This is a genomic window from Atlantibacter sp. (genome assembly GCF_032062175.1).
In the GTDB taxonomy this organism is placed as follows: Bacteria; Pseudomonadota; Gammaproteobacteria; order Enterobacterales; family Enterobacteriaceae; genus Atlantibacter.
In genome coordinates, this window is record NZ_DAMBQK010000002.1 from 89,357 (window position 1) to 112,634 (window position 23,278).

Sequence of the window (23,278 nt, forward strand, 5' to 3'; positions counted from 1 at the left end):
GATGCCGGATGCAGAATATATCGCCGGGCCTGGTGACATTCCGTTTATGATCCGCTGAGGTTTATGCATTATGCTGCGCGTAAATTAATCTGGGGTGAAATCATGAAAAAAATCATTATGGCGTTGGGAATGGTAAGCCTGGCGGGTTGCGCGACGGTTAACCCGCAGGCGGAACAGGTCGGTATCATTAAAGGCAACAGTGCGTTTTCCGCGCAGTGCCAGTTTGTCGGCAACGTGGTATCGCACCGTAATCCTATGGCTTTCCTGGACATGGCTGAATACCAGCAGCAGGTGAAAAACGATCTGCAAATGGAAGCCTTAAAACTGGGCGCGGATTCGGTGGTGTTGCAAACCCTTGATGACCGGGGCGGCACCGGTAGCGCATTGAAGTGTGCAAAGACCCGCTGAATATCTTCACTTTTCCCCCGTCGTCTACACTTAACTCACGACATCTGATGGGAGAAAGTTATGTCTGATAAAACCAATTTCGAACGTAATAAAGAAGGCGAAGTGAGCAAAGGGCTGCCTGAGGCCGCGCCAAACGCGGGGAATGCTTATGAAGAGGACGAGCATCAGGTGAACGACGCGCCCAATAAGCAGGGTGAAATCCCCCGCAAGCGCGATGACAGCGAAGACGATGAAAAAGACCCGTTTAACGCGTAATAAACATCAGGCCCGGTTTTCGGGCCTGTTTGTTTTCGTCTGCCAAATGACCACGCCACCTGAATCTGCTAGCATAGCGGCCCGCTTGATTTCAGAGAGATGACCGTGACTGCCTTTTCAACCTTAAATGCTTTGCCTGCCGAACTGCTCGCCAACCTTAACGAGCTGGGCTACCACACCATGACCCCGGTTCAGGCGGCGGCATTACCGGCCATTCTCGCGGGAAAAGACGTACGCGCGCAGGCGAAAACCGGCAGCGGCAAAACGGCGGCGTTTGGGCTGGGGCTGCTTCAGCATATCGACGCCAGCCGGTTTATTACCCAGTCGCTGGTGTTGTGCCCAACCCGTGAACTGGCGGATCAGGTGGCAAAAGAGCTGCGTCGCCTGGCGCGCTATCTGCCGAACATCAAAGTGCTGACACTCTGCGGCGGCCAGCCGTTTGGCGCGCAGCGCGATTCTTTACAACATGCTCCGCATCTCATTGTCGCCACGCCGGGGCGTTTGCTGGATCATCTGGAAAAGGGCACCGTATCGCTGGAAGCGTTAAAAACGCTGGTGCTGGATGAAGCCGATCGCATGCTCGATATGGGCTTTAGCGATGCCATTGACGATGTGATCCGCCATGCGCCGTCGCAGCGCCAGACGCTGTTGTTTTCCGCCACCTGGCCGGAATCCATCGCTGCCATCAGCAGCCGCGTGCAGCGCAACGCCGAGCATATTGAAATCGACAGCGTGGACGCGCTGCCTGCCGTCGAGCAACAGTTTTATGAGGCTTCTCGCCGCCAGAAAATCCCGTTATTGCTGAGCCTGTTAAGCAAGCATCAGCCTGCGTCCTGCGTGGTGTTCTGCAATACCAAAAAAGACTGTCAGGAGGTGTGCGACGCGCTGAACGAGCACAGCCAGAGCGCGCTGGCGCTGCATGGCGATATGGAACAGCGCGACCGCGACCAGACGCTGGTGCGCTTCGCCAACGGCAGCAGCCGGGTGCTGGTGGCCACTGATGTCGCCGCGCGCGGGTTGGATATCAAGTCGCTGGAGATGGTCATCAACTATGAACTCTCCTGGGACCCGGAAGTCCACGTTCACCGCATTGGCCGTACTGCACGTGCCGGGCAGAGCGGGCTGGCGATCAGCCTGTGTGCCCCGGAAGAAGCGCAGCGGGCAACGATTCTTGCTGAGATGCTGGGCCTGTCGCTGGACTGGCGTGAGCCAGTGATGGGCACTAACGTCAAACCGCTGGAGCCGGAAATGGCGACGCTGTGCATCGACGGCGGTAAAAAGGCCAAAATGCGCCCCGGTGACATTCTCGGCGCGCTCACCGGAGATATGGGGCTGGATGGCGCGGACATCGGCAAAATCGATATGCACCCGATGCACGCCTACGTGGCGGTGCGCCAGTCGGTAGCCCGTCACGCCTGGAAGCAGCTCCAGCAGGGGAAAATCAAAGGCAAGTCCTGCAAAGTGCGTTTGCTGAAATAACTTTCGCCAGATAAAAAAATCCCCGCTCAAAAAAGCGGGGATTTTGGTTTATATAGCCAGCTTACTCGCTGCTGGCTTTCTCGGCTTTACCCGCCATCTGCGCCAGGAAGTCATAGCGTCTTTGCAGATCTGCCGTGGCATCCTTCCACAACTGCTCCGCCACTTCCGGCTGCTGCGAATTGAGCCGGCGGAAGCGTTGTTCATTGAGCAGCGTATCGGCCAGCGCGTCTGACGGCGGACGAGAATCCAGCGCCAGCGGCAGTTTGCCTTCATCGGCACGGCGCGGGTCGAAGCGGTACAGCGGCCAGAAGCCGGTAGCGGTTAACTGACGCATCTGATCGTGGCTGAGCGCCAGATCGTAGCCGTGCTCCTCGCACGGGCTATAGGCGATAATCAGCGACGGCCCCGGATAGGCTTCCGCTTCCTGAATCGCCTTCACCGTCTGGTTAAGCTGGGCACCCAGCGAGATCTGCGCCACATAGACGTGCCCGTACATCATCATGCTGACGCCGAGATCTTTACGCGCCTTACGCTTGCCGTGCTCGCCAAATTTGGTCACCGCGCCAAGCGGCGTCGCTTTAGACGCCTGGCCGCCGGTGTTGGAGTAGCACTGAGTATCCAGCACCAGAATGTTGACGTTCTCGGTCAGGCTCAACACGTGGTCCAGACCGCCAAAGCCGATGTCGTAGGCCCAGCCGTCGCCGCCAATCAGCCAGATGGATTTTTCCACCAGCGCGTCGGCATCGGTGAGCAACTGGCGCGCATCAACGCTGGTTTCCCCGGCAAGATGCTGGCGCAGTTGTGCCACCTGTTCACGGCGGACGTCCGGCGTGGCCTCACTGTGAAGTTGCTGATTCAGCTCTGCCGGGATCTTGTCGGCAAATTGCTCCAGCAAGCGCATCACGCGCGCTCGATGCTGATCCACCGTTAAGCGGAAGCCGAGGCCAAATTCGGCGTTGTCTTCAAACAGCGAGTTAGCCCATGCCGGGCCGCGCCCGTTGGCGTCGGTGGTGTACGGCGTGGAGGGCAGATTGCCGCCGTAAATGGACGAGCAGCCGGTGGCGTTAGCAATCAGCAACCGGTCGCCGTATAACTGGGTCAGCAGTTTGATATACGGCGTTTCGCCGCAGCCGGAACAGGCTCCCGAATATTCGAACAGCGGGGTAATTAACTGCGAGGTACGAATATCGATACGTTCCAGCTTGTTGCGATCGATTTCCGGCAGATTCAGGAAGAAGTCATAATTCACTTTCTCTTCTTCCACGTGCTCAAGGCGCGACATCATGTTGATCGCCTTGATGTCCGGGTTCTGGCGATCTTTTGCCGGGCAAACTTCCACGCACAAATTACAGCCGGTGCAGTCTTCCGGCGCAACCTGCAGGACATATTTCTGACCGCGCATATCGCGTGATTTCACATCCAGCGATTGCAGGGCGTCCGGCGCGTTCTCCATGTCCTCAGGCGAGACCACTTTGGCGCGAATAGCCGAATGCGGGCAGGCGGCGACGCAGTGGTTACACTGGGTACACAGCTCAGGCTTCCAGATCGGGATTTCTTCAGCGATATTGCGTTTTTCCCAGCGGGTGGTGCCCACCGGCCAGGTGCCGTCCGGCGGCAGGGCTGAAACCGGTAGCGCATCGCCGAGGCCCGCCAGCATGGCGGCGGTGACGGTTTTGACGAAGTCCGGCGCGGCGTCGGAGACCACCGGCGGGCGGTTGGCGCTCTGGCTGTTCACCGGCTGCAACGGCACGGCGGAGATCGATTCCCGCGCCAGCGCCAGCGCCTGCCAGTTGCGCTCCACCAGCTCCTGGCCTTTGCTGCTGTAGCTTTTCGCTATCGCGCCCTGAAGCTGTTGCAGGGCGTTGTCGCCCGGCAGAATCTGGGTCAGATGGAAAAACGCCATCTGCATTACCGTGTTGATACGCGCGCCGAGCTGGCATTCGCGGGCGATTTTCTGGGCGTTGATGATATAAAACCGCGCCTGCTTCTGATTGAGCACCGCCTGGACATCCTGCGGCAAACGATCCCAGACTTCTTCAGCGCTATACGGCGTATTAAGCAGGAAAATGCCGCCGGGTTTCAGGCGCTCGGCCATCTGGTATTTATCGATAAACTGTAGCTGGTGGCAGCCAACGAAATCGGCTTTGTCCACCAGATAAGCAGAGTTAATCGGCTTTTCACTGACCCGCAGATGGGAAACCGTCAGGCCACCCGCCTTTTTCGAGTCATAGACAAAATAGCCCTGGGCGTACCACGGCGTGGCGTTACCGATGATTTTGATGTTGTTTTTGGTGGCTGACACGCTGCCGTCGCTACCTAAACCGTAGAACAGCGCTTCCAGTTTGGCGTGAGACGGCAGGGTGTTTTCCGGCAGCGGCAGAGAGAGATGGGTAACGTCGTCATAAATCCCCACCGTAAAGCGTGATTTCGGCTTCGCCTGGCGCAGCTCTTCAAATACCGCCAGCGCGCAGTCCGGGCCGAACTCTTTAGAGGAGAGCCCATAGCGCCCGCCAATTACGCGCGGCAGCGTTTCGCGCTCGCCGCGGCTGAAGGCTTCCGCCAGCGAGGTCATCACGTCCAGGTACAGCGGCTCCGCCAGCGCGCCAGGCTCTTTGGTGCGGTCCAGCACGGCAACCTGGCGCACGCTTTGCGGCAGCGCCGCCAGCATCTGGCTGGCATTGAACGGGCGGAACAGCCGGACTTTCAGCACGCCGACTTTCTCGCCGCGCGTCAGCAGTTCATCCACCACTTCTTCGCAGGTGCCGATAGCCGAGCCCATCAGCACGATCACACGTTCGGCCTGCGGGTGGCCGTAATAATCAAACGGACGGTACTGGCGGCCCGTCGCCGCTGCGAAATCGTCCATCGTCTGCTGAACGTGGTCATAGACCGCGTCGTACCACGGGTTGGTGGCTTCCCGGGACTGAAAATACGTATCCGGGTTGGCGGAGGTGCCGCGGATCACCGGATGTTCCGGGTTCAGCGCTCTGGCGCGGTGGCCGTCAATTTCCTCCTGCGGCAACAGGCTTAGCAGCGTCTCGTTGGAGAGCGGAACGATTTTGTTAATTTCGTGGGAGGTGCGGAAACCATCAAAGAAATGAATAAACGGCACCCGGCTTTTCAGGGTGGCGATATGGGAAATCAGGGCGAAATCCTGCGCTTCCTGCACGCTGCTGGCGCACAGCATGGCGCAGCCGGTCTGGCGCACCGCCATCACGTCAGAATGATCGCCGAAAATCGACAGCGCGTGGGTGGCGACGGTACGCGCGGCCACGTGCAGCACAAACGGGGTGAGTTGCCCGGCAAGTTTATACAGGGTCGGGATCATCAGTAACAATCCCTGTGAGGAGGTGAACGACGTCGACAGCGCACCGGTTTGCAGCGCGCCATGAACCGTGGCGATCGCCCCGGCTTCTGACTGCATTTCCACCACGCGTGGGACATCGCCCCAGACGTTTTTCACCCCGTTGCCCGCCCAGTCGTCGGCCTGCTCCGCCATGGTAGAACTGGGGGTGATGGGGTAGATAGCAATCACTTCGCTGGCGCGAAACGCCACCGAGGCGACTGCGCCGTTACCGTCAATTGTGATCATTCGACACCCTTACATTGCGCAAAATTAAATAAACTCCCTCAGCGTGGAGTCCTGAAATAATTCACTAAGTTTAGCAAAGCGCCGCCTGGGCCATTTTCGCTTTTGTGTCCTCAATATATCTTCTGATCGTTTCAGGCGCGAATAGCCATAAAAGTGCTAAAAAATGTGTCCAGACGCCGAAAGTGGCGCAGGTGCTATCGACGTGACGGCGTTGGCTCGCCTATATTGCAGGGGTTTTGCTGTTTATTAATGAGGGGAGCGTCATGCGTGCAGCGTTTTTAGTGGGGTGTGCGGCACTTTTTTTGTCCGCGTGCAGTAATGAACCGGTCCAACAGGCGACGGCGGCGCACGTGGCGCCCGGCATGAAGGCCGCAATGTCCAGTTCCGGCGAAGCCAACTGCGCGATGGTCGGCGGCGCGGCTTTATCCGCGCGGCAACTGGACGGCTCGTTAATTGGCATGTGCGCATTACCGAACGGCAAACGCTGTAGCGAAGCCGCTTTAGCGTCCGGTAGCTGCGCCAGCTATTAATTGACCCAGTCGGCCTGCTTATAAACCAGAGTGTGCTGTGGGTTTTTTAACGTCAGCGACTGCGGCTTAACGTCGACTGTGGCACCCGTTGTCAGCATCTCGCCGATCAGGTTATCCAGTTGGTTAAGTTCAGGCTCGGCGCACAGCATCCGGGTGGAGGCCATGCCGTCTACTTTCAGCACGTTGCCATCCAGTTTGCCCTGGCCCATAAAGCGGTTACACATGCTGCCCGCAACGTGCAGATTTTCGCCGAAGCTGAGATCCTGCTGGCGCGAATTTGCGGTTAGCGGTTTACCGTCGACGCTTTCCAGCACATAACGGCGATGCTCCAGATCTTTTGAGGACAGCGCATCGCTGGCGGATTGCGCGCAGCCAGCGAGCAGGGTGATGCCGAGTGCTAAACAGGTTAATCTTTTCATAACTCCTCCATAAGTATTTACGCCATCAATGATTACGCGAGGAGTGTGCCACGTTATGTCCGCGTAATCATTGAGGATCGTCTTAAAAGACCTATACCAGCGCGTTCGGGCACTCGCCGCCGTTTTCCAGCTGGCGCAAATTATCCAGCGTGGTTTCGGAAATGCTGATTAGCGCCTCTTCAGTCAGGAACGCCTGATGCCCGGTGAACAGCACGTTGTGGCAGGCGGACAGGCGACGGAACACGTCATCCTGAATCACGTCGTTGGACTTATCTTCAAAGAACAGATCGCGCTCGTTTTCATACACGTCCATACCCAGCGAACCGATTTTCTGGTTCTTCAGGGCATCGATGGCGGCCTGGGAGTCAATCAACCCGCCACGGCTGGTGTTGATGATCATCACGCCATCCTTCATCTGATCGAAGGCCGCCTGGTTTAACAGGTGATAGTTTTCCGGGGTGAGCGGGCAGTGCAGGGAGATCACGTCCGAATGAGAGAACAGCGTCGGTAAATCAACGTATTCCACGCCGATATCCAGGGCCGCCGCGCTCGGGTACGGGTCAAACGCCAGCAGGCGCATCCCGAAGCCTTTGAGGATCCGCAGCGTGGCGACGCCGATTTTACCGGTGCCGATGACCCCGGCAGTTTTGCCGTGCATGGTAAAACCGGTTAATCCTTCGAGAGAAAAGTTGGCGTCACGGGTGCGCTGGTAAGCGCGGTGAATACGGCGGTTGAGGCACATCATCATGCCAATAGCATGTTCTGCAACGGCTTCCGGCGAGTAGGCGGGGACGCGCACCACGCGCAGGCCAAGCTCTTTGGCGGCGTCTAAATCGACATTATTAAACCCGGCACAGCGCAGGGCGATAAACTTCACGCCCTGCTTTTTAAGCTCTTCCAGAACCGGGCGGCTACCGTCATCGTTCACGAAAATACACACCCCGTCGCAGCCGTGCGCGGTTTTAGCGGTTTTTTCAGTGAGCAGGAAGTCATAAAATTCGATATCGTAACCATATTCCTGGTTAACATGCTGTAGATACTTCTTGTCATACTGTTTTGTGCTATACACGGCCAGTTTCATAAGACATTCTCCAGTGATTTTCTGTGATCACGTTAGCATGATTCAAATTTTCTTACAAAGTCTAAAAAATCTGATATGAAAGTTAGGGTTATCAATAATTTTAGGCCAACTACGCTTAAATCAACGGCCAGGTTCAACGTTGCTGATAAAAATGGCACAATGCGCGGGATAGCCCGTTTAAATCTCTTTCATTATCAGGATATTAATCACCCATGAGGGGTAAATACCGAGCTCTTATCGCCCTTGCGCTGCTGCTGGTCCTGCTGCCGCTGGCGCTGCTATTGACGGTGGCGCACTGGCTGCCGGGGCTGGTGGGGATTTGGCTGCCACCGGGCACCCGTATCGCGCTGGAAGAGAGCCCGCGCATTACGCGCAACAGCGTGCTGATCCCGCATCTCAGCTATTTGGCGGGAGACTGCGAACTGGCGAAAGTTACCCACGCCACGCTCAGCCATCCCAGCCGCTGGAAGCTCGACGTCGATGCGCTCGATATTAACAGCGCCTGTTTTAATCAACTTCCCGCAGGTGAAGAAAACCCCGCCGCGCCGCGCACCCTGGCTGAATGGCAGGCGATGCTGCCCTATAGCTGGCTGACAATTAATCAATTCACGCTTGCTTCCTGGCAGCAGTTTGCGGGCGAACTCAACGTGGGGTTGACCCCGACGCGTCAGACCATCAGCTATCAGGGCGATACTGTCTCTTTGAGTGCGCAAATCGACGGGCAAACCGCCACCATCAAATCGTTCTCCTTTCAGGCCCTTGAAGGACAGGAGCCGCTGTCGCTGGCGGGCGAAGTAACGCTGGGCCTGCTTCCGGACGGCTTGCCGACCCAGGGGCACTTGAATACGCGCGTCCACTTGCCAGGTCCGCTGCCGCTGGCGGATGCCGAGCTGGAATGGGAACAAAATCGCGGCCAACTGCTGATTAGCGCCCCGGACGATCCCGATCCGCTGCTCGACCTTCCCTGGACCGTGACCGCCGATCGCTTCTCCATTAGCGACGGTCGCTGGCACTGGACGCTTGAAGGCATGCCGCTGAGCGGCCGTCTGGCTATCAACGCCGATAACTGGCAGCAGGGGCTGGACGCGGCGCAAATTAGCGGGCGGCTGAACGTGGTGACCCAGGGGGCCGCCGGGAAAGGCAACGCGGTACTCAATTTTGGGCCGGGTAAACTGAGCCTGACCGACAGCGCCATGCCGGTACAGCTCACCGGGGAAGCCAAACAGGACCAGATGATTTTCTACGCAGTGCTGCCAGGGGCGCTGAGCGGTCCGCTGCTCGACCCGCAACTGCGCTTCGCACCCGGTGCGCTACTGCGCTCGCGTGGGCGGGTGATCGACTCGCTGAATATCGACGAAATCCGCTGGCCGCTGGCGGGGGTGAAAGTCGCCTCAACCGGTGTGGACGGTAGGCTCCAGGCCATTCTGCGCGCCCACGAAAACCAGATGGGCGATTTTGAACTGCATCTCGACGGCCAGGCGAATGATTTTTTACCCGACAGCGGCCTGTGGCAGTGGCGCTACTGGGGTGAAGGCGGCTTTACGCCGATGCAGGCGCGCTGGGATGTGAAGGGCACTGGCGAATGGCATGACAGCACCATCACGCTCAATACGCTCTCTACCGGGTTCGACAAACTGCAATACGGCTCGATGCGTATCAACGCGCCGCGCCTGGCGATGAACAAGCCGGTGCGCTGGGTGCGCGACGGAGCTCATTCGCTGTTTGAAGGGGCGATGACCCTCAATGCGGGAGAAACCACCTTCACTGGCGGTAGCGTCTTGCCGCCGTCGCGGCTCAACTTTAGCGTTCAGGGCAGCGACCCCACCTCGTTCCAGTTCAAAGGCGATCTGCATGCCGACGAGATTGGCCCGGTACAGGTTAACGGTCGCTGGGATGGTATTCGCCTGCGCGGCCAGGCGTGGTGGCCCGCCCAGCCGCTGGCAGTTTTCCAGCCGCTGATCCCGCCAGACTGGAAAATGGCGCTGCGCGACGGCACGTTCTACGCCCAGATCGCGTTTTCGGCGGCGGCGGAGCAGGGTTTTGAAGCGGGGGGGCACGGCGTTCTCAAGGGCGGCAGCGCATGGATGCCGGATAACAAACTCGACGGCGTGGATTTTGTCCTGCCGTTCCGCTTCAGCGACTCGACCTGGCAACTCGGCACGCGCGGCCCAGTAACGCTGCGTATCGCCAGAGTAGAAAACCAGGTGGTGGCGCAAAACCTCACGGCAGATCTGGAAGGCTGGTATCCCTGGAATGAACAGCAGCCGCTAATCCTCAGTAACGTCAACGTTGGCGTGCTGGGCGGCAACATCAGCATGCAGCAGTTGCGGATGCCTCAACACGATGCGGCGCTACTGCGGGTAAACAATATTTCCTCCAGCGAACTGATTACGGCGGTAAATCCGAAACAGTTTACCCTGTCCGGGCGGGTGAACGGCGCACTGCCGCTGTGGCTGGATAACCCGGACTGGATTATTCGCGACGGCTGGCTGACCAACCCTGGCCCGATGACGCTGCGGCTGGATAAAGACATGGCGGACGCTATCGTCAAAGATAATATGGCAGCGGGAGTGGGCATCAACTGGCTGCGTTATATGGAGATTTCCCGCTCCTGGACGCGGCTTAATCTGACCAATCTCGGCGTGCTGACGCTGCATGCCGAACTCCAGGGCATCAGCCGCATCGATGGCAAAAGTAATACCGTCAAGTTGAACTACCAGCATGAAGAGAACCTCTTCACCCTGTGGCGCAGCTTGCGATTTGGCGACAATCTTCAGGCCTGGCTTGAACAACATGCAAGTTTGCCGGATAGCGCGTGTGCAACCGGCGAAACCTGTGAGGAACCCCAATGAGAGTGATGTTAGCAACCGGGCTGGCGCTGCTGTTTCCGGTGCTCAGCGGCTGCACGCCGCGCATCGAGGTGGCGGCCCCGAAAGAGCCGATTACCATCAATATGAACGTGAAAATCGAGCACGACATCAATATTAAAGCGGATAAAGAGGTCGAGACGCTGCTTAACAATCGCAGCGATATGTTGAAGCCCGATCGCACACAGCACTGAGCGGCTACCCCTGACGGGTAGTCTCCGGCTCAGGCCTGAAGTGCTACGCTGTGAGTCTTATTTTGATGGAGAGCCGTCATGGAACAACACACATTTCGCCTGCCGCTGGAAGGTATCGATGCGCAGGACAAACAGCAGCTTATCCCGTTAATCACCCGCCATGCGGGGATTTTCGAACGCTTCGTGATGTCAGAGTTTCCCGGCGATCGTCGCTATGCGTACCAGCCGGAGTCGTTTGAAATCGTTACCCTCGACGATAAGCAATTCACGTTCCGTTGCCTGACGCACTACTTTGAGCCGTGCTGCGATCGCAATATGCATGATGAGCATCAGTATACGGTGGCTTATCAGCGGGAAGGGGATGCGCTGGTGATTACGCTTGATGAAACGCCGTGGGAAGTGGTGTAGCCATAAAAAAGTGGGCGCGAGGCCCACTTCTTACAAATTCTACTGAACGGTGAAGCTTACGCCGCGACCAGGCTATCAATCGCCGCTTTGGCATCGCTCTGGGCTTTGGTCGCGACTTCCGGACCGTAAGCAATCCCTTCTGCGAACACGAAGTTCACATCGGTGATGCCGATAAAGCCGAGGAACAGGCTCAGGTACGGTGCAATCAGGTCGGTCGGGGTGTCTTTATGGATACCACCACGGCTGGACAGCACAATCGCACGTTTACCGGTTACCAGACCTTCCGGCCCTTTCTCGGTATAACGGAAGGTCACACCCGCTCGCGCCACCAGGTCAAAATAGTTTTTCAACTGGGTCGGGATGTTGAAATTGTACATTGGCGCCGCAATAACAATCACGTCATGAGCTTTCAGCTCGGCAATCAGTTCATCAGACAGCGCCAGCGCGTCCTGTTGACGCGGGGTCAGCGGGGCATCGCTCGGGCGCAGCGCGCCGACCAGTTCGCCATCCAGTACCGGGATTGGGTTTGCTGCCAGGTCACGCACGGTGATGTGGTCCGCGCTGTGCTGCTCACGCCACTGATCGACAAAATAATCTGATAACTGGTTAGACTGTGAATACCCTGCCAAAATGCTTGATTTGAGAACTAATACTTTGCTCATGGGTGGTTCCTTTTATTTGATAGTCGGGGTAATGCCCCTTGCTTGAAAACACTTTATTCACAATCCGATTGCAGTGATAGCGCAATATATCGATTCCTATGTTCGAATTTATTGAACAAGGCGTGGGATTGAGCGATGTGGTACTCTACGCCGCATCGCGCTCGACGCCTTAACACCTTGTGCACCTAACATTTAAAAGCACCATGGAAACCAAAAACCTGAACGTAAACGCGCTGATGGCGCGCCTTGATACGCTGATGCTGAAAGATCGCCAGCGTTTCGCGCGCCGTCTGCATGGCGTGAAAAAAGTGAAAAATCCTGATGCCCAACAGGCCATTTTTGCCGAGCTGGACCAGCAAATTAACGAAGCGGTAGGGAAGGTTCAGCTGCGTCTTGCGGCGCGCCCTGAGATTACCTATCCGGATAATCTGCCGGTCAGCCAGAAAAAAGATGACATCCTGGCGGCTATCCGCGATCACCAGGTGGTGATTGTCGCCGGGGAAACCGGCTCGGGCAAAACCACCCAGTTACCGAAAATTTGTATGGAGCTGGGGCGTGGCATCACGGGGCTGATTGGTCACACCCAGCCGCGCCGTCTGGCGGCGCGCACTGTGGCAAACCGTATCGCCGAAGAACTGAAAACCGAGCCGGGCGGCGCGGTGGGCTATAAGGTCCGGTTTAGCGATCACGTTAGCGAATCCACCCAGGTCAAGCTAATGACCGACGGGATCCTGCTGGCGGAAATCCAGCAGGACCGGCTGCTGATGCAGTACGACACGCTGATTATCGATGAGGCCCACGAACGCAGCCTGAATATCGATTTCCTGCTCGGCTACCTGAAAGAGCTGCTGCCGCGTCGTCCGGATCTGAAAGTGATTATCACCTCGGCGACCATCGACCCGGAACGCTTCTCACGCCACTTTAACCACGCGCCGATTATTGAAGTGTCGGGACGGACTTACCCGGTGGACGTACGCTATCGCCCGATTGTTGAAGACGCCGACGACACCGAACGCGATCAGCTCCAGGCGATTTTCGATGCCGTGGACGAGCTGAGCCACGAAGCGCCCGGCGATATCCTGATCTTTATGAGCGGGGAGCGGGAAATCCGCGATACTGCCGATGGCCTGAACAAGCTGAATCTGCCGCACACCGAAGTGCTGCCGCTGTACGCGCGTTTATCCAACAGCGAACAGAACCGAATTTTCCAGTCCCATACCGGGCGGCGCATCGTGCTGGCGACTAACGTGGCGGAAACCTCGTTGACCGTGCCAGGCATTAAATATGTGATCGACCCGGGCCAGGCGCGCATCAGCCGCTACAGCTACCGCACTAAAGTGCAGCGCCTGCCGATTGAGCCGGTCTCGCAGGCCTCCGCCAATCAGCGTAAAGGCCGCTGCGGCCGCGTGTCGGAAGGCATCTGTATCCGTCTCTATTCGGAAGACGATTTCTTGTCGCGTCCGGCGTTTACTGACCCGGAAATTCTGCGTACCAACCTCGCGTCAGTTATTTTGCAGATGACCGCGCTGGGGCTGGGCGATATCGCCGCTTTCCCGTTCGTTGAAGCGCCGGACAAGCGTAACATCCAGGACGGTGTGCGCCTGCTGGAAGAGCTGGGGGCGATTACCGCCGACGAGCAGGCCTCGGTCTACAAACTTACCCCGCTGGGCCGCCAGCTCTCGCAACTGCCGGTTGACCCGCGTCTGGCGCGTATGGTGCTGGAAGCCCAGCGGCTCGGCTGCGTGCGCGAGGCGATGATTATCACCTCGGCGCTGTCGATTCAGGACCCGCGCGAGCGTCCGATGGATAAGCAGCAGGCGTCCGATGAAAAACACCGCCGCTTCCATGATAAGGAGTCGGATTTCCTGGCGTTTGTGAACCTGTGGAATTACCTCGGCGAGCAGCAAAAAGCGCTCTCCTCGAACCAATTCCGCCGCCTGTGCCGGGCCGATTACCTGAACTATCTGCGGGTGCGCGAATGGCAGGATATTTACACCCAGCTACGCCAGGTCGTCAAAGAGTTGGGCATTCCGGTAAACAGCGAACCGGCGGAGTACCGCGAGATCCACACTGCGCTGCTCACCGGCCTGCTGTCGCATATCGGCATGAAGGATACCGACAAGCAGGAGTTTACCGGCGCGCGCAACGCCCGGTTCTCAATTTTCCCCGGTTCCGGCCTGTTTAAGAAGCCGCCGAAATGGACGATTGTCGCCGAACTGGTAGAAACCAGCCGTCTGTGGGGGCGTATTGCCGCGCGCATCGATCCCGAGTGGATTGAACCGGTGGCGCAGCACCTGCTGAAGCGTAGCTACAGCGAGCCGCACTGGGAGCGGGCGCAGGGCGCGGTCATGGCCACGGAGAAGGTCACGGTTTACGGGCTGCCGATTGTCGCGGCGCGTAAGGTAAATTACAGCCAGATTGACCCGGCGCTGTGCCGCGAACTGTTTATCCGCCACGCGCTGGTTGAAGGCGACTGGCAAACCCGTCACGCCTTTTTCCGGGATAACCAGAAACTGCGTGCCGAAGTGGAAGAGTTGGAGCACAAATCGCGCCGTCGCGACATTCTGGTGGATGACGAGTCGCTGTTTGAGTTTTACGACCAGCGCATCGGCCATGAAGTGGTATCGGCGCGTCACTTCGACAGCTGGTGGAAAAAGGCCAGTAAAGAGAACCCGGACCTGCTCAATTTTGAAAAGAGCATGTTGATTAAAGAAGGCGCGGAGAAAGTCAGCAAGCTGGACTATCCGAACTTCTGGCATCAGGGCACTCTCAAGCTGCGCCTCAGCTACCAGTTTGAGCCGGGCGGCGACGCGGACGGGGTGACGGTGCATATTCCCTTGCCGCTGCTGAACCAGGTGGAAGACGCGGGGTTTGAATGGCAGGTGCCGGGGATGCGCCGCGAGCTGATTATCGCGCTGATCAAATCGTTGCCCAAGCCGTTACGCCGTAACTTTGTGCCCGCGCCTAACTATGCAGAAGCATTCTTAGGGCGCACCACGCCGCTGGAACAGCCGCTGCTCGAGTCACTGGAGCGCGAACTGCGCCGCATGACCGGCGTCACCGTTGACCGCGAGGCGTGGCAGTGGGAACAGGTGCCCGATCACCTGAAAATGACCTTCCGGGTCGTGGATGAAAAGAACCGCAAGCTCAACGAAGGCAAAGATCTCACGGCGCTGAAAGGCAGCCTGAAGAATAAAGTGCAGGAAACGCTCTCCGCCGTGGCGGATGACGGCATCGAGCAAAGCGGCCTGCATATCTGGAGCTTCGGCACGCTGCCCGATCACTACGAGCAGAAGCGCGGCGGCTACCAGGTTAAAGCCTGGCCTGCGCTGGTGGATGAAAAAGAGAGCGTCGGCATCAAGCTGTTTGATAACCCGCAGGATCAGCAGAACGCCATGTGGCGCGGGCTGCGGCGCTTATTGCTGCTTAATATTCCGTCGCCGATTAAGTATCTGCATGAAAAACTGCCTAACAAAGCCAAGCTGGGCCTCTATTTCAACCCGTACGGCAAAGTGTTGGATCTGATCGACGATTGCATCTCCTGCGGCGTGGATAAGCTGATTGCCGAACACGGCGGGCCGGTGTGGACCGAAGAAGGCTTCGCGCAGTTGCATGAAAAAGTGCGTGCCGAGCTTAACGACGCGGTGGTGGATATCGCTAAACAGGTCGAGCAGATCCTGACGGCGGTATTTAACATCAACAAGCGGCTCAAGGGGCGGGTCGATATGACGATGGCGCTGGGGCTGTCCGATATCAAAGCCCAGATGAGCGGCCTGGTGTATCGCGGTTTCGTGACCGGCAATGGCTATCAGCGGTTAGGCGATACCCTGCGCTATTTGCAGGCCATCGAAAAACGGCTTGAGAAGCTGGCTATCGATCCGCATCGCGATCGTGCCCAGATGTTGAAAGTGGAAGCGGTACAGCAGGCGTGGCAGCAATGGCTTAACAAACTGCCTGCCGCGCGTCGCGATGACGAAGAGGTCACTGCGATCCGCTGGATGATAGAAGAACTGCGGGTCAGCTACTTCGCCCAACAGCTCGGCACGCCGTATCCCATTTCGGATAAACGGGTGTTGCAGGCGATGGAGCAGGTCGGCGCTGCGTAAATAAAAAGGCTGCACATCATTTGCAGCCTTTTTTATCGGTTAACTCTGCGGCTTCGCGGCATCTTCATAGGTGAAGGAGACCGGGAAGCTGCTTTCGCCCTTCGCCAGGGGCGGTTTGGGTAGCGGGCTGGCTTTGGCGGTAGTAATAAACGCATTGCACAGCGAGCCGCCGTTTTGCTGTTGCTGAATTTCCGGCGGCGCGATAGGCGTGGCGGCGGATCCATCGGCTGATGGCCCGTTTGCCAGCGCATCATCAATACTGGCATCGGCCATCGCTGCACTGGCGGCAGCGGCCTGGGCGCTCGGCAGCGCCGGAGTGCCTTCAATCTGTTCGATAGTGCCGTCTGCGTTCACGCTCATCAGCACTTCGCAGGCCTGACCGGCATACGCGGACTGCTCAGCATCAAAGCGCTTATCTAATTCAGCCACCACCAGTTTTTGATACTCGTCGCCGGTTAACGGTTTCGGCTTCGGCTTCGGTTTAAATGCCGATTTCTGGGCATCCAGTTTTTCGAGGATTTGCGCCAGTTCCGCCGCGCCGAGCGGGTTAACGAAATTCATCCGCTTGCGAATGGCCTCTCTGGACTGGCTGTAACAGGTATCAAAGGCTTTCTGCTCGCCGTCAGATTTTTGGGTGCAATCCACGTCATACTGGGCGCGGAGCTGGGAAGGGGTGCTGCATCCGCTAAGCGCAAACAGCGCCGCAAGGGCGATTAAGGTGTAACGGGTTTTCATAACGCGTGAATACCTGGTTTATCGATAAACGTGCCGGAGCCTCAAAGGCGCAGAATAATGCCGTAAATTAACGGAATTTTCCATTGCCTCTACTCCTTTTTACCAGGCCGTCAACCGGAGCGTTGACGGGCGGTTTAACCCGTGAGGTTTATTTTTACAATGGTAAGATTTAGCGCTGTTAAGGAGCTTTTATGACGGATGAGAAACGCCCCTATCATCACGGCAGTTTACCGCAGGCGGTACTGGAAGCCGCTGAGCGGGTGCTGGTGCGCGACGGGATCGCGGGCGTAGGGTTACGTGCCATCGCGCGGGAAGCGGAGGTATCGCATACCGCGCCAAAGCATCATTTCGGCAACCTGGCGAATTTGCTGAGCGAGCTGGCGGCAAAAGGCTATCAGCGGCTGGCGGCGGCGCTGTTCAACGCCACGGAGCACTGCACGGATGACGCGGCGCGGCGGCGCGAGATGGCGAAAACCTACGTTCACTTCGCCGCTGAACATCCACACATGTTTAGCCTGATGTTTCGCAACGAGATCATCAGCTTATCCAATCCAAACCTGCTCAGCGCGATGCGTAACGCCATGTTTATGATGGCGCGCAGCGTTTCGTCGGACGCGGGTGACGGGACCAGGGTCATGGATGAGGCGGCAGCAATGCGCGTGACCGTCGCCTGGGCGTATTTGCACGGCCTGGCGACCTTGCTGATCGATAAACGCCTGACCGGTATTGCACGAGTCAGCCCGTTTGAAAATGCTCCGGCGCTGGTCGAACGCGTACTGGAGCAGGTCACGTTAACGATTCATTTGCCTGGGGATGAACCTGATAAACGCTGACATCAACCCCAGATTTCGCCAGTTCGATGAAAAACTGTGGGGAAGGGCGCGTTCCGGTCAGGGGAGTTTGTACCGCGATGCGCAGGAATAAGCCTTTCGGACGCTTCTCCCTGCAACCCTCATCTGGCGACGGTACACTGGCCGCTGGTTTCTAACATGGAGTGCCAAACGATGACGCCATTTCCTCCTTTATCCCCGGCGCTGATTAACGCCGCGAACACACTTGGACAGTGGCTGGCGCAGGATGACAGCGCCGTGCTGCCAGCCGCGAAAGATATCGGCCTGGTGGTGCTGGCGGGTAATGCGGCCATCCCCGCCATTGACGCGGCGTGCCGGGAAGCGGCGCAGCGCAAGGTGCCGCTGTTGATCAGCGGTGGGATTGGCCATTCCACGCCATTTTTGTACGCTGCCGTCGCCCGTCACCCTCGCTATAACGTGTTGCCCACCACCGGACGTAGCGAAGCGGCGGTACTGGCGGATATCGCCACCCGGTTCTGGCACATCCCCGCCGATAAATTGCTGGTAGAGGATAAATCCACCAACTGTGGCGAGAACGCGGCCTTCACACGTGACATGATGACCGCGCGTGACGTATTGCCGCCCCAGGCGATTGTGGTGCAGGACCCGACCATGCAGCGCCGTACCGCCGCGACCTTTGCCCGCGTCTGGCGCGATGCTGAACATCAGGTTGAATGGTTTAACGTACCGGGAATGGTGCCGACGTTAATCACCACGCCGCGCGACACCCGTTTTGCCGAAGGAGAAGGGTGGTGGTCGGTGGATCGCTATCTTTCACTGATTGTCGGGGAAATCCCCCGGTTGCGTAATGATAAAGACGGCTACGGTCCTAATGGGCGCGGTTTTATTGAAGCGGTGGACATCCCTGAAGCCGTTTTAGCGGCCTGGCAAACGCTGCGTCACGATCCCTCGTTTACTGCGATACTGAATCGCTGAGTGCTTCATAAATTGACGCCGGGCCTGACCCGGCGCAGTCATATTTCCATCTTTAGCTTTGTAATCATTCGTTTACGAAAGCTGTAAAAATTGCCCCTCCGATCCATAACTTCAGATTATGTGAAGTTGATCACTATTTACATCCCTGATAAGGTAAATAAGTTGTTACAGCAACGCCTGACGCACACACAGCGCGATTGCTTATTACTTCACCATGCTGAAATAACAAACCTGCTACGCTTTCAAAGGGGCAACCCTGTTTCTTACTTTTATTTCGCCGCTTAGTGAAATCACGCTCTGCTTAGTCTGGGCAAAACGCGTGTGTTCTGCTGTCGCTGCGGGGATTTTTAGAGGATGACTATGAAACTTAAAAGGAAAAAAATTGAGCCGATATCGCTCTCCGATGTCACGATTATTGATGACTCGCGGCTTCGTAAAGCGATAACGGCGGCCTCCCTGGGTAACGCCATGGAATGGTTCGATTTCGGGGTTTACGGCTTCGTGGCCTATGCGCTCGGTAAAGTCTTCTTTCCAGGTGCCGATCCCAGCGTTCAGATGATCGCCGCGCTTGCGACTTTCTCTGTACCCTTCCTGATCCGCCCGCTCGGCGGCCTGTTCTTTGGGATGCTGGGCGATAAATATGGTCGCCAGAAAATCCTCGCCATCACGATAGTGATTATGTCGGTCAGTACCTTCTGTATCGGGCTGATACCATCCTATGCCTCGATCGGCATCTGGGCACCGGTATTGCTGCTGCTGTGTAAAATGGCGCAGGGCTTCTCAGTGGGTGGTGAATATACCGGCGCGTCAATTTTTGTCGCTGAATATTCGCCAGACCGTAAGCGCGGCTTTATGGGCAGTTGGCTGGACTTCGGGTCTATTGCCGGTTTCGTACTGGGCGCGGGCGTGGTGGTCATGCTCTCGGCGATGATCGGCGAAGAAAAATTCCTTGACTGGGGCTGGCGTATTCCGTTCTTCCTGGCGCTGCCGTTAGGGATCATCGGCCTGTATTTGCGCCACGCGTTGGAAGAGACGCCGGCGTTCCAGCAGCATGTTGAAAAGCTGGAGCAGGGCGACCGCGAGGGTCTGCGCGACGGGCCGAAAGTCTCGTTTAAAGAAATTGCCACTAAACACTGGCGCAGCCTGTTGACCTGTATCGGCGTGGTGATCACCACCAACGTGACGTACTACATGTTGCTCACCTACATGCCGAGCTACCTGTCCCACAACCTGCATTACTCCGAAGATCACGGCGTGCTGATTATTATTGCCATCATGATCGGGATGCTGTTTGTGCAGCCGATTATGGGCCTGCTGAGCGACCGTTTTGGCCGCCGCCCGTTTGTGATTTTCGGTAGCGTCGCGCTGCTGTTGCTGGCAATCCCGGCGTTTATCCTGATTAACAGCAACGTTATCGGGCTGATTTTTGCGGGCCTGCTGATGCTGGCGGTGGTCCTTAACGCCTTTACCGGCGTGATGGCCTCCACGCTACCTGCGATGTTCCCGACTCATATCCGCTACAGCGCCCTGGCGAGCGCGTTTAATATTTCGGTATTGATCGCGGGCCTGACGCCCACCCTCGCGGCCTGGCTGGTGGAAACCTCTAACAATTTGATGATGCCTGCTTATTACCTGATGGTGATTGCAGTGATCGGTCTGATTACCGGCCTGACAATGAAAGAAACCGCCAACCGTCCGCTTAAAGGCGCGACGCCAGCGGCATCGGACATCCAGGAAGCGCGGGAAATTCTTCAGGAGCATCACGATAACATCGAGCAAAAAATCGACGATATCGACCATGAAATCGCTGAGCTTCAGGAGAAGCGCCAGCGCCTGGTACAGCAGCATCCAGATATCAACGAGTAACCCAGGCGGCCCATAACGGGCCGCTTTTTTTCGCCACGCCAACAGCTTGCGGCTACGCTTAAACAGGGATCACTGTCCGGGTTTTCGCAATGCGCTCAAAATACACCTCTTTGCAAATCACGCTGCACTGGCTGGTTTTCCTGCTGGTGATTGTCGCCTATACGGCGATGGAGCTGCGCAGCGAATTTCCGCGCAGTGTCCGGCCGCTGGTGGTATCGACCCATTTTAGCTGCGGGATCGCTATCTTCCTGTTAATGGCGACCCGATTATTGTTGCGCATCAAATACGCTGCGCCACCGATAACCCCTAAACCCCATCCGCTGTTTATCGGGCTGTCCCATCTGGTGCATCTGCTGATTTATCTTATCTACCTCGCGCTGCCGCTGCTGGGCGTCACCCTAAAATATTATGGCGGTAGCGACTGGGTGGCATTCGGCGTTTCCATGCCCGTCGCACCGGAGCCGGATGAGGATTTCGCCGATACGCTGGCGGATTATCATGGGCTTATCGCCCGGCTGGGCTATATCGTGCTGGGCCTGCATGCGGGGGCGGCGCTGTTTCATCACTACGTCTGGAAAGACAATACGCTGCTGCGCATGATGCCGGGCAAACGATCTTAAAATAAAGTTGCATTTTAACTGCACATTTTGAAAAATGACCTCTGACACGACGTGGTTAAATAGTCGCAACGCATGATGCGACATTAAAAGGGGATCACATGCTACGCATTCCAGCTAACTGTATTCATACCCGTTCTACGCCTTTCTGGAATAAAGACACCGCCCCTGCGGGCATTTTCAAACGCCACCTTGATACCGGCACCCGTCCGGGCGTTTATCCGCGATTATCGGTCATGCAGGGCGCAGTGAAATACTACGGTTTTGCCGATGGCGAATGCCCGGAGCCGGACAGCCAACGGGTGATCAACGCCGGAGAGTTTGGCGTTTTCCCACCGGAAAAATGGCATTACATCGAATTACTGACTGACGACACCTGGTTTAATGTCGACTTTTTCGTCGCCCCCGAGGTGCTGTTAGAGGGCGCAACATTGCGCAACGTGAAGAAATAAGGAGTCAATAATGGGCAAAGCAACCTATACCGTCACCGTGACCAATAACAGCAACGGTGTATCCGTGGATTATGAAACCGAAACGCCGATGGCTTTGCTGGTGCCGGAAGTGGCCGCCGAAGTGGTGAAGGATTTGGTTAACACCGTGCGCGCCTATGATACCGAAAATGAGCACGAGGTTTGCGGCTGGTAAAACACGGCTCGCGCGCGACGAGATCGTGATTGATGATCTCCTGTGGCCTTACCCATAGATTTTCTGAATATGACTTCGTTCCGCTGATACCCTGGCGTATGCTGACATTCTGATTAATACAAAAGGAGATCATGATGTTAGAAGGGTATTTTGACGATAATAATGCCGTACAAAACAAACAGCGTCTGCTCGCCGTTGCGGCCGCACTCGAAATCGCGAAATCCGCCGTGGGCGCGGGCAACGGGATTTCTGGGGCGCGTACGGAATACGATTTACAGTCGGTTGCAAGAGAGATCGGCCCCTTGGCGGATGCGATTCAGGATGCACTCGCGCTGCGAGGTTAACCTCTGACAAACCGGGCCCGCATTGCGACGCCAATCTCTGCGGGAAAGAAAAACTTAATAAGAAATAATGAAGCGTTAAAACCGCATCATTATTTCTTCGCGCGCATTAACTGTATTTTTTATATTCTAAGTAAGTAAGAATTAACTTTTAAGAGGCCTGATCCCGTAAGGGCATATTTTAAATAAACAACTCTCAGTGCGTGTACATTCGCAAGAAATCAGGGCGTCATTACCCGGACAGTACATTGTTGATTTAAAAGTATTCCAGAGAACGGTATTATAAGGGAAGGCGTGAATAATTTCGATGTTTCTGGCGCGCCCATTAATATTAATTCCGAAGTAGCCTGTCTTGATTATGTTTCCAGCACGTATAAAATAACTACCTTTATACCATAATATGAGTTTTAAATTTTTTGCACTTGATACCAGTGCGAAAAATGTGCTGGTCGAGGGACAAACTAGCTGCTTTTCTACAACCCATTCCATGCGAAAATACTACTCCTGTGGTGTGTTTGCATTTATCCAATAGCGTTTTGAAACTGCAATTCAATATTAGCAAATGAAATGATGATGTCTAATGAAAATGTGAAAAAAATGCCTTAAACAAAATTTTAATGTTTATGGCGATCTTTTTATTATGTTTACCATTTGATACATAAGACTATTTGCGAAGCGATTGCGTTTTTAGTTCTCTGCGGGATTATATTTTGACTATTATTATACAAAGGGACTAGTTAATGTAGGTAATAAGACATTGCTTAATAAATGATGCGTAGTGGTGTGAGATTAAAGAGCGGAAATGAAGCGTGAAAGTAAAAGTCTTTAATATGCCTGCAATGCGACCGGGTATTTGCAAAAAAAGAGAACATCAAATTTCTTATCCCCCCTGAGTCCATTATGCCTGAGCGATCCTGAGGCGAAGCGATTCAAAGGGGGGGGGACAATTCGCAGACTATAGCGACAGACCCATTACCGCATTTACCACCGATGAGGCCATAAACACGCCGCCGACGATAAAAAAGGCGCGGTTTTGCTGGGCCGCGCCCAGGATCAAAAATACCATGGCCGTCGCAAAAAACGGGATGGCGATGATATTGAATGTGCTCATGACGGCTCCCCAGGGGTACAGAATAACCTGCCAAATAAAAAAGCAGGATAGGGATATTGCCTGCGCCACTCAACTCCCTTTTCTTGTAGGGTGTCAGGCAAACAGTCTGGCTCTGGTTGAGAGCCGGGCCGGGTACAGAAGGGGAAATGGACCCTTTGGTAAAATTTTTTTATTT

The 23,278-nt window shown here is 56.1% G+C and carries 21 protein-coding genes; 15 read left to right on the forward strand and 6 right to left on the reverse strand.

Annotated features, from left to right (window positions below):
- Positions 1–102 precede the first annotated feature (102 nt).
- From RT120_RS02650 to dbpA, 3 genes are all read left to right on the forward strand, one after another.
- Entirely contained in the window at positions 103–408 is a 306-nt protein-coding gene (locus RT120_RS02650; RefSeq protein ID WP_312979049.1) for a DUF4156 domain-containing protein, read from the forward strand.
- 60 nt (positions 409–468) lie between these two features.
- Entirely contained in the window at positions 469–663 is a 195-nt protein-coding gene (locus RT120_RS02655; protein WP_312979051.1) for a hypothetical protein, read from the forward strand.
- A gap of 105 nt (positions 664–768) precedes the next feature.
- Positions 769–2,142 carry an ATP-dependent RNA helicase DbpA gene (dbpA, locus tag RT120_RS02660; protein WP_312979053.1) on the forward strand — a complete coding sequence of 458 codons (1,374 nt, stop codon included), beginning with the start codon at positions 769–771 and terminating at the stop codon, positions 2,140–2,142.
- A 61-nt stretch (positions 2,143–2,203) separates the two neighbouring features.
- Here dbpA and nifJ read toward each other — a convergent pair whose 3' ends face one another.
- The gene (gene nifJ / locus RT120_RS02665) at positions 2,204–5,734 is read right to left on the reverse strand and encodes a pyruvate:ferredoxin (flavodoxin) oxidoreductase (RefSeq protein ID WP_312979056.1); all 3,531 of its coding nucleotides are present in this window, start codon (positions 5,732–5,734) and stop codon (positions 2,204–2,206) included.
- Positions 5,735–5,997: 263 nt separating this feature from the next.
- Between nifJ and RT120_RS02670 the strand changes: the two genes are divergently transcribed.
- Complete coding sequence (locus tag RT120_RS02670; protein ID WP_125294415.1) at positions 5,998–6,264, forward strand: DUF333 domain-containing protein; 267 nt, start codon at positions 5,998–6,000, stop codon at positions 6,262–6,264.
- Here RT120_RS02670 and hslJ read toward each other — a convergent pair.
- Positions 6,261–6,683 carry a heat shock protein HslJ gene (gene hslJ / locus RT120_RS02675; protein WP_312979058.1) on the reverse strand — a complete coding sequence of 141 codons (423 nt, stop codon included), beginning with the start codon at positions 6,681–6,683 and terminating at the stop codon, positions 6,261–6,263. The genes RT120_RS02670 and hslJ overlap by 4 nt on opposite strands.
- Positions 6,684–6,774: 91 nt before the next feature.
- Entirely contained in the window at positions 6,775–7,764 is a 990-nt protein-coding gene (locus tag RT120_RS02680; RefSeq protein ID WP_312979060.1) for a 2-hydroxyacid dehydrogenase, read from the reverse strand.
- Positions 7,765–7,976: 212 nt separating this feature from the next.
- Between RT120_RS02680 and RT120_RS02685 the strand changes: the two genes are divergently transcribed.
- The 3 genes from RT120_RS02685 (at position 7,977) to RT120_RS02695 (ending at position 11,233) form a co-directional block, all read left to right on the forward strand.
- A complete protein-coding gene (locus tag RT120_RS02685) occupies positions 7,977–10,616 on the forward strand; it encodes a YdbH family protein (RefSeq protein ID WP_312979063.1) in 2,640 nt (879 codons plus the stop codon).
- Positions 10,613–10,825 carry a YnbE family lipoprotein gene (locus RT120_RS02690; RefSeq protein ID WP_312979065.1) on the forward strand — a complete coding sequence of 71 codons (213 nt, stop codon included), beginning with the start codon at positions 10,613–10,615 and terminating at the stop codon, positions 10,823–10,825. The genes RT120_RS02685 and RT120_RS02690 overlap by 4 nt, the downstream gene beginning before the upstream one ends.
- Positions 10,826–10,903: 78 nt before the next feature.
- Positions 10,904–11,233 (forward strand): hypothetical protein, encoded by a 330-nt coding sequence (locus tag RT120_RS02695; protein WP_312979067.1) that lies wholly within the window; start codon positions 10,904–10,906, stop codon positions 11,231–11,233.
- Positions 11,234–11,289: 56 nt separating this feature from the next.
- On the opposite strand, the gene azoR is transcribed toward RT120_RS02695, so the two are convergent.
- Positions 11,290–11,895: an FMN-dependent NADH-azoreductase gene (azoR, locus tag RT120_RS02700; protein ID WP_312979069.1), complete on the reverse strand. Its 606-nt coding sequence runs from the start codon at positions 11,893–11,895 to the stop codon at positions 11,290–11,292.
- A gap of 203 nt (positions 11,896–12,098) precedes the next feature.
- Here azoR and hrpA point away from each other — a divergent pair, with 203 nt between their 5' ends.
- Entirely contained in the window at positions 12,099–16,001 is a 3,903-nt protein-coding gene (gene hrpA / locus RT120_RS02705) for an ATP-dependent RNA helicase HrpA (protein ID WP_312979072.1), read from the forward strand.
- Positions 16,002–16,040: 39 nt separating this feature from the next.
- Here the strand turns inward: hrpA and RT120_RS02710 are convergent, their stop codons facing one another.
- The gene (locus tag RT120_RS02710) at positions 16,041–16,736 is read right to left on the reverse strand and encodes a hypothetical protein (protein ID WP_312979075.1); all 696 of its coding nucleotides are present in this window, start codon (positions 16,734–16,736) and stop codon (positions 16,041–16,043) included.
- Positions 16,737–16,927: 191 nt separating this feature from the next.
- On the opposite strand from RT120_RS02710, the gene RT120_RS02715 reads away from it, so the two are divergent.
- The 7 genes from RT120_RS02715 to RT120_RS02745 all read left to right on the forward strand — a co-directional run bounded on the left by RT120_RS02715 (position 16,928) and on the right by RT120_RS02745 (position 21,995).
- Positions 16,928–17,569 (forward strand): TetR/AcrR family transcriptional regulator, encoded by a 642-nt coding sequence (locus RT120_RS02715; protein ID WP_312979078.1) that lies wholly within the window; start codon positions 16,928–16,930, stop codon positions 17,567–17,569.
- A gap of 171 nt (positions 17,570–17,740) precedes the next feature.
- Positions 17,741–18,523, forward strand: coding sequence for a YdcF family protein (locus RT120_RS02720; RefSeq protein ID WP_312979081.1), 783 nt, complete (start codon positions 17,741–17,743; stop codon positions 18,521–18,523).
- Positions 18,524–18,883: 360 nt separating this feature from the next.
- Positions 18,884–20,389, forward strand: coding sequence for a glycine betaine/L-proline transporter ProP (proP, locus tag RT120_RS02725; RefSeq protein WP_312979083.1), 1,506 nt, complete (start codon positions 18,884–18,886; stop codon positions 20,387–20,389).
- A gap of 89 nt (positions 20,390–20,478) precedes the next feature.
- A complete protein-coding gene (cybB, locus tag RT120_RS02730) occupies positions 20,479–21,009 on the forward strand; it encodes a cytochrome b561 (protein WP_312979086.1) in 531 nt (176 codons plus the stop codon).
- A 98-nt stretch (positions 21,010–21,107) separates the two neighbouring features.
- Positions 21,108–21,458 (forward strand): DUF1971 domain-containing protein, encoded by a 351-nt coding sequence (locus RT120_RS02735; protein WP_312979089.1) that lies wholly within the window; start codon positions 21,108–21,110, stop codon positions 21,456–21,458.
- Positions 21,459–21,468: 10 nt separating this feature from the next.
- The gene (locus tag RT120_RS02740; protein ID WP_312979092.1) at positions 21,469–21,651 is read left to right on the forward strand and encodes a DUF1869 domain-containing protein; all 183 of its coding nucleotides are present in this window, start codon (positions 21,469–21,471) and stop codon (positions 21,649–21,651) included.
- A gap of 134 nt (positions 21,652–21,785) precedes the next feature.
- The gene (locus RT120_RS02745; protein WP_312979679.1) at positions 21,786–21,995 is read left to right on the forward strand and encodes a hypothetical protein; all 210 of its coding nucleotides are present in this window, start codon (positions 21,786–21,788) and stop codon (positions 21,993–21,995) included.
- A 952-nt stretch (positions 21,996–22,947) separates the two neighbouring features.
- On the opposite strand, the gene RT120_RS02755 is transcribed toward RT120_RS02745, so the two are convergent.
- The gene (locus RT120_RS02755; RefSeq protein WP_312979098.1) at positions 22,948–23,103 is read right to left on the reverse strand and encodes a hypothetical protein; all 156 of its coding nucleotides are present in this window, start codon (positions 23,101–23,103) and stop codon (positions 22,948–22,950) included.
- Between the last annotated feature and the right edge of the window lie 175 nt (positions 23,104–23,278).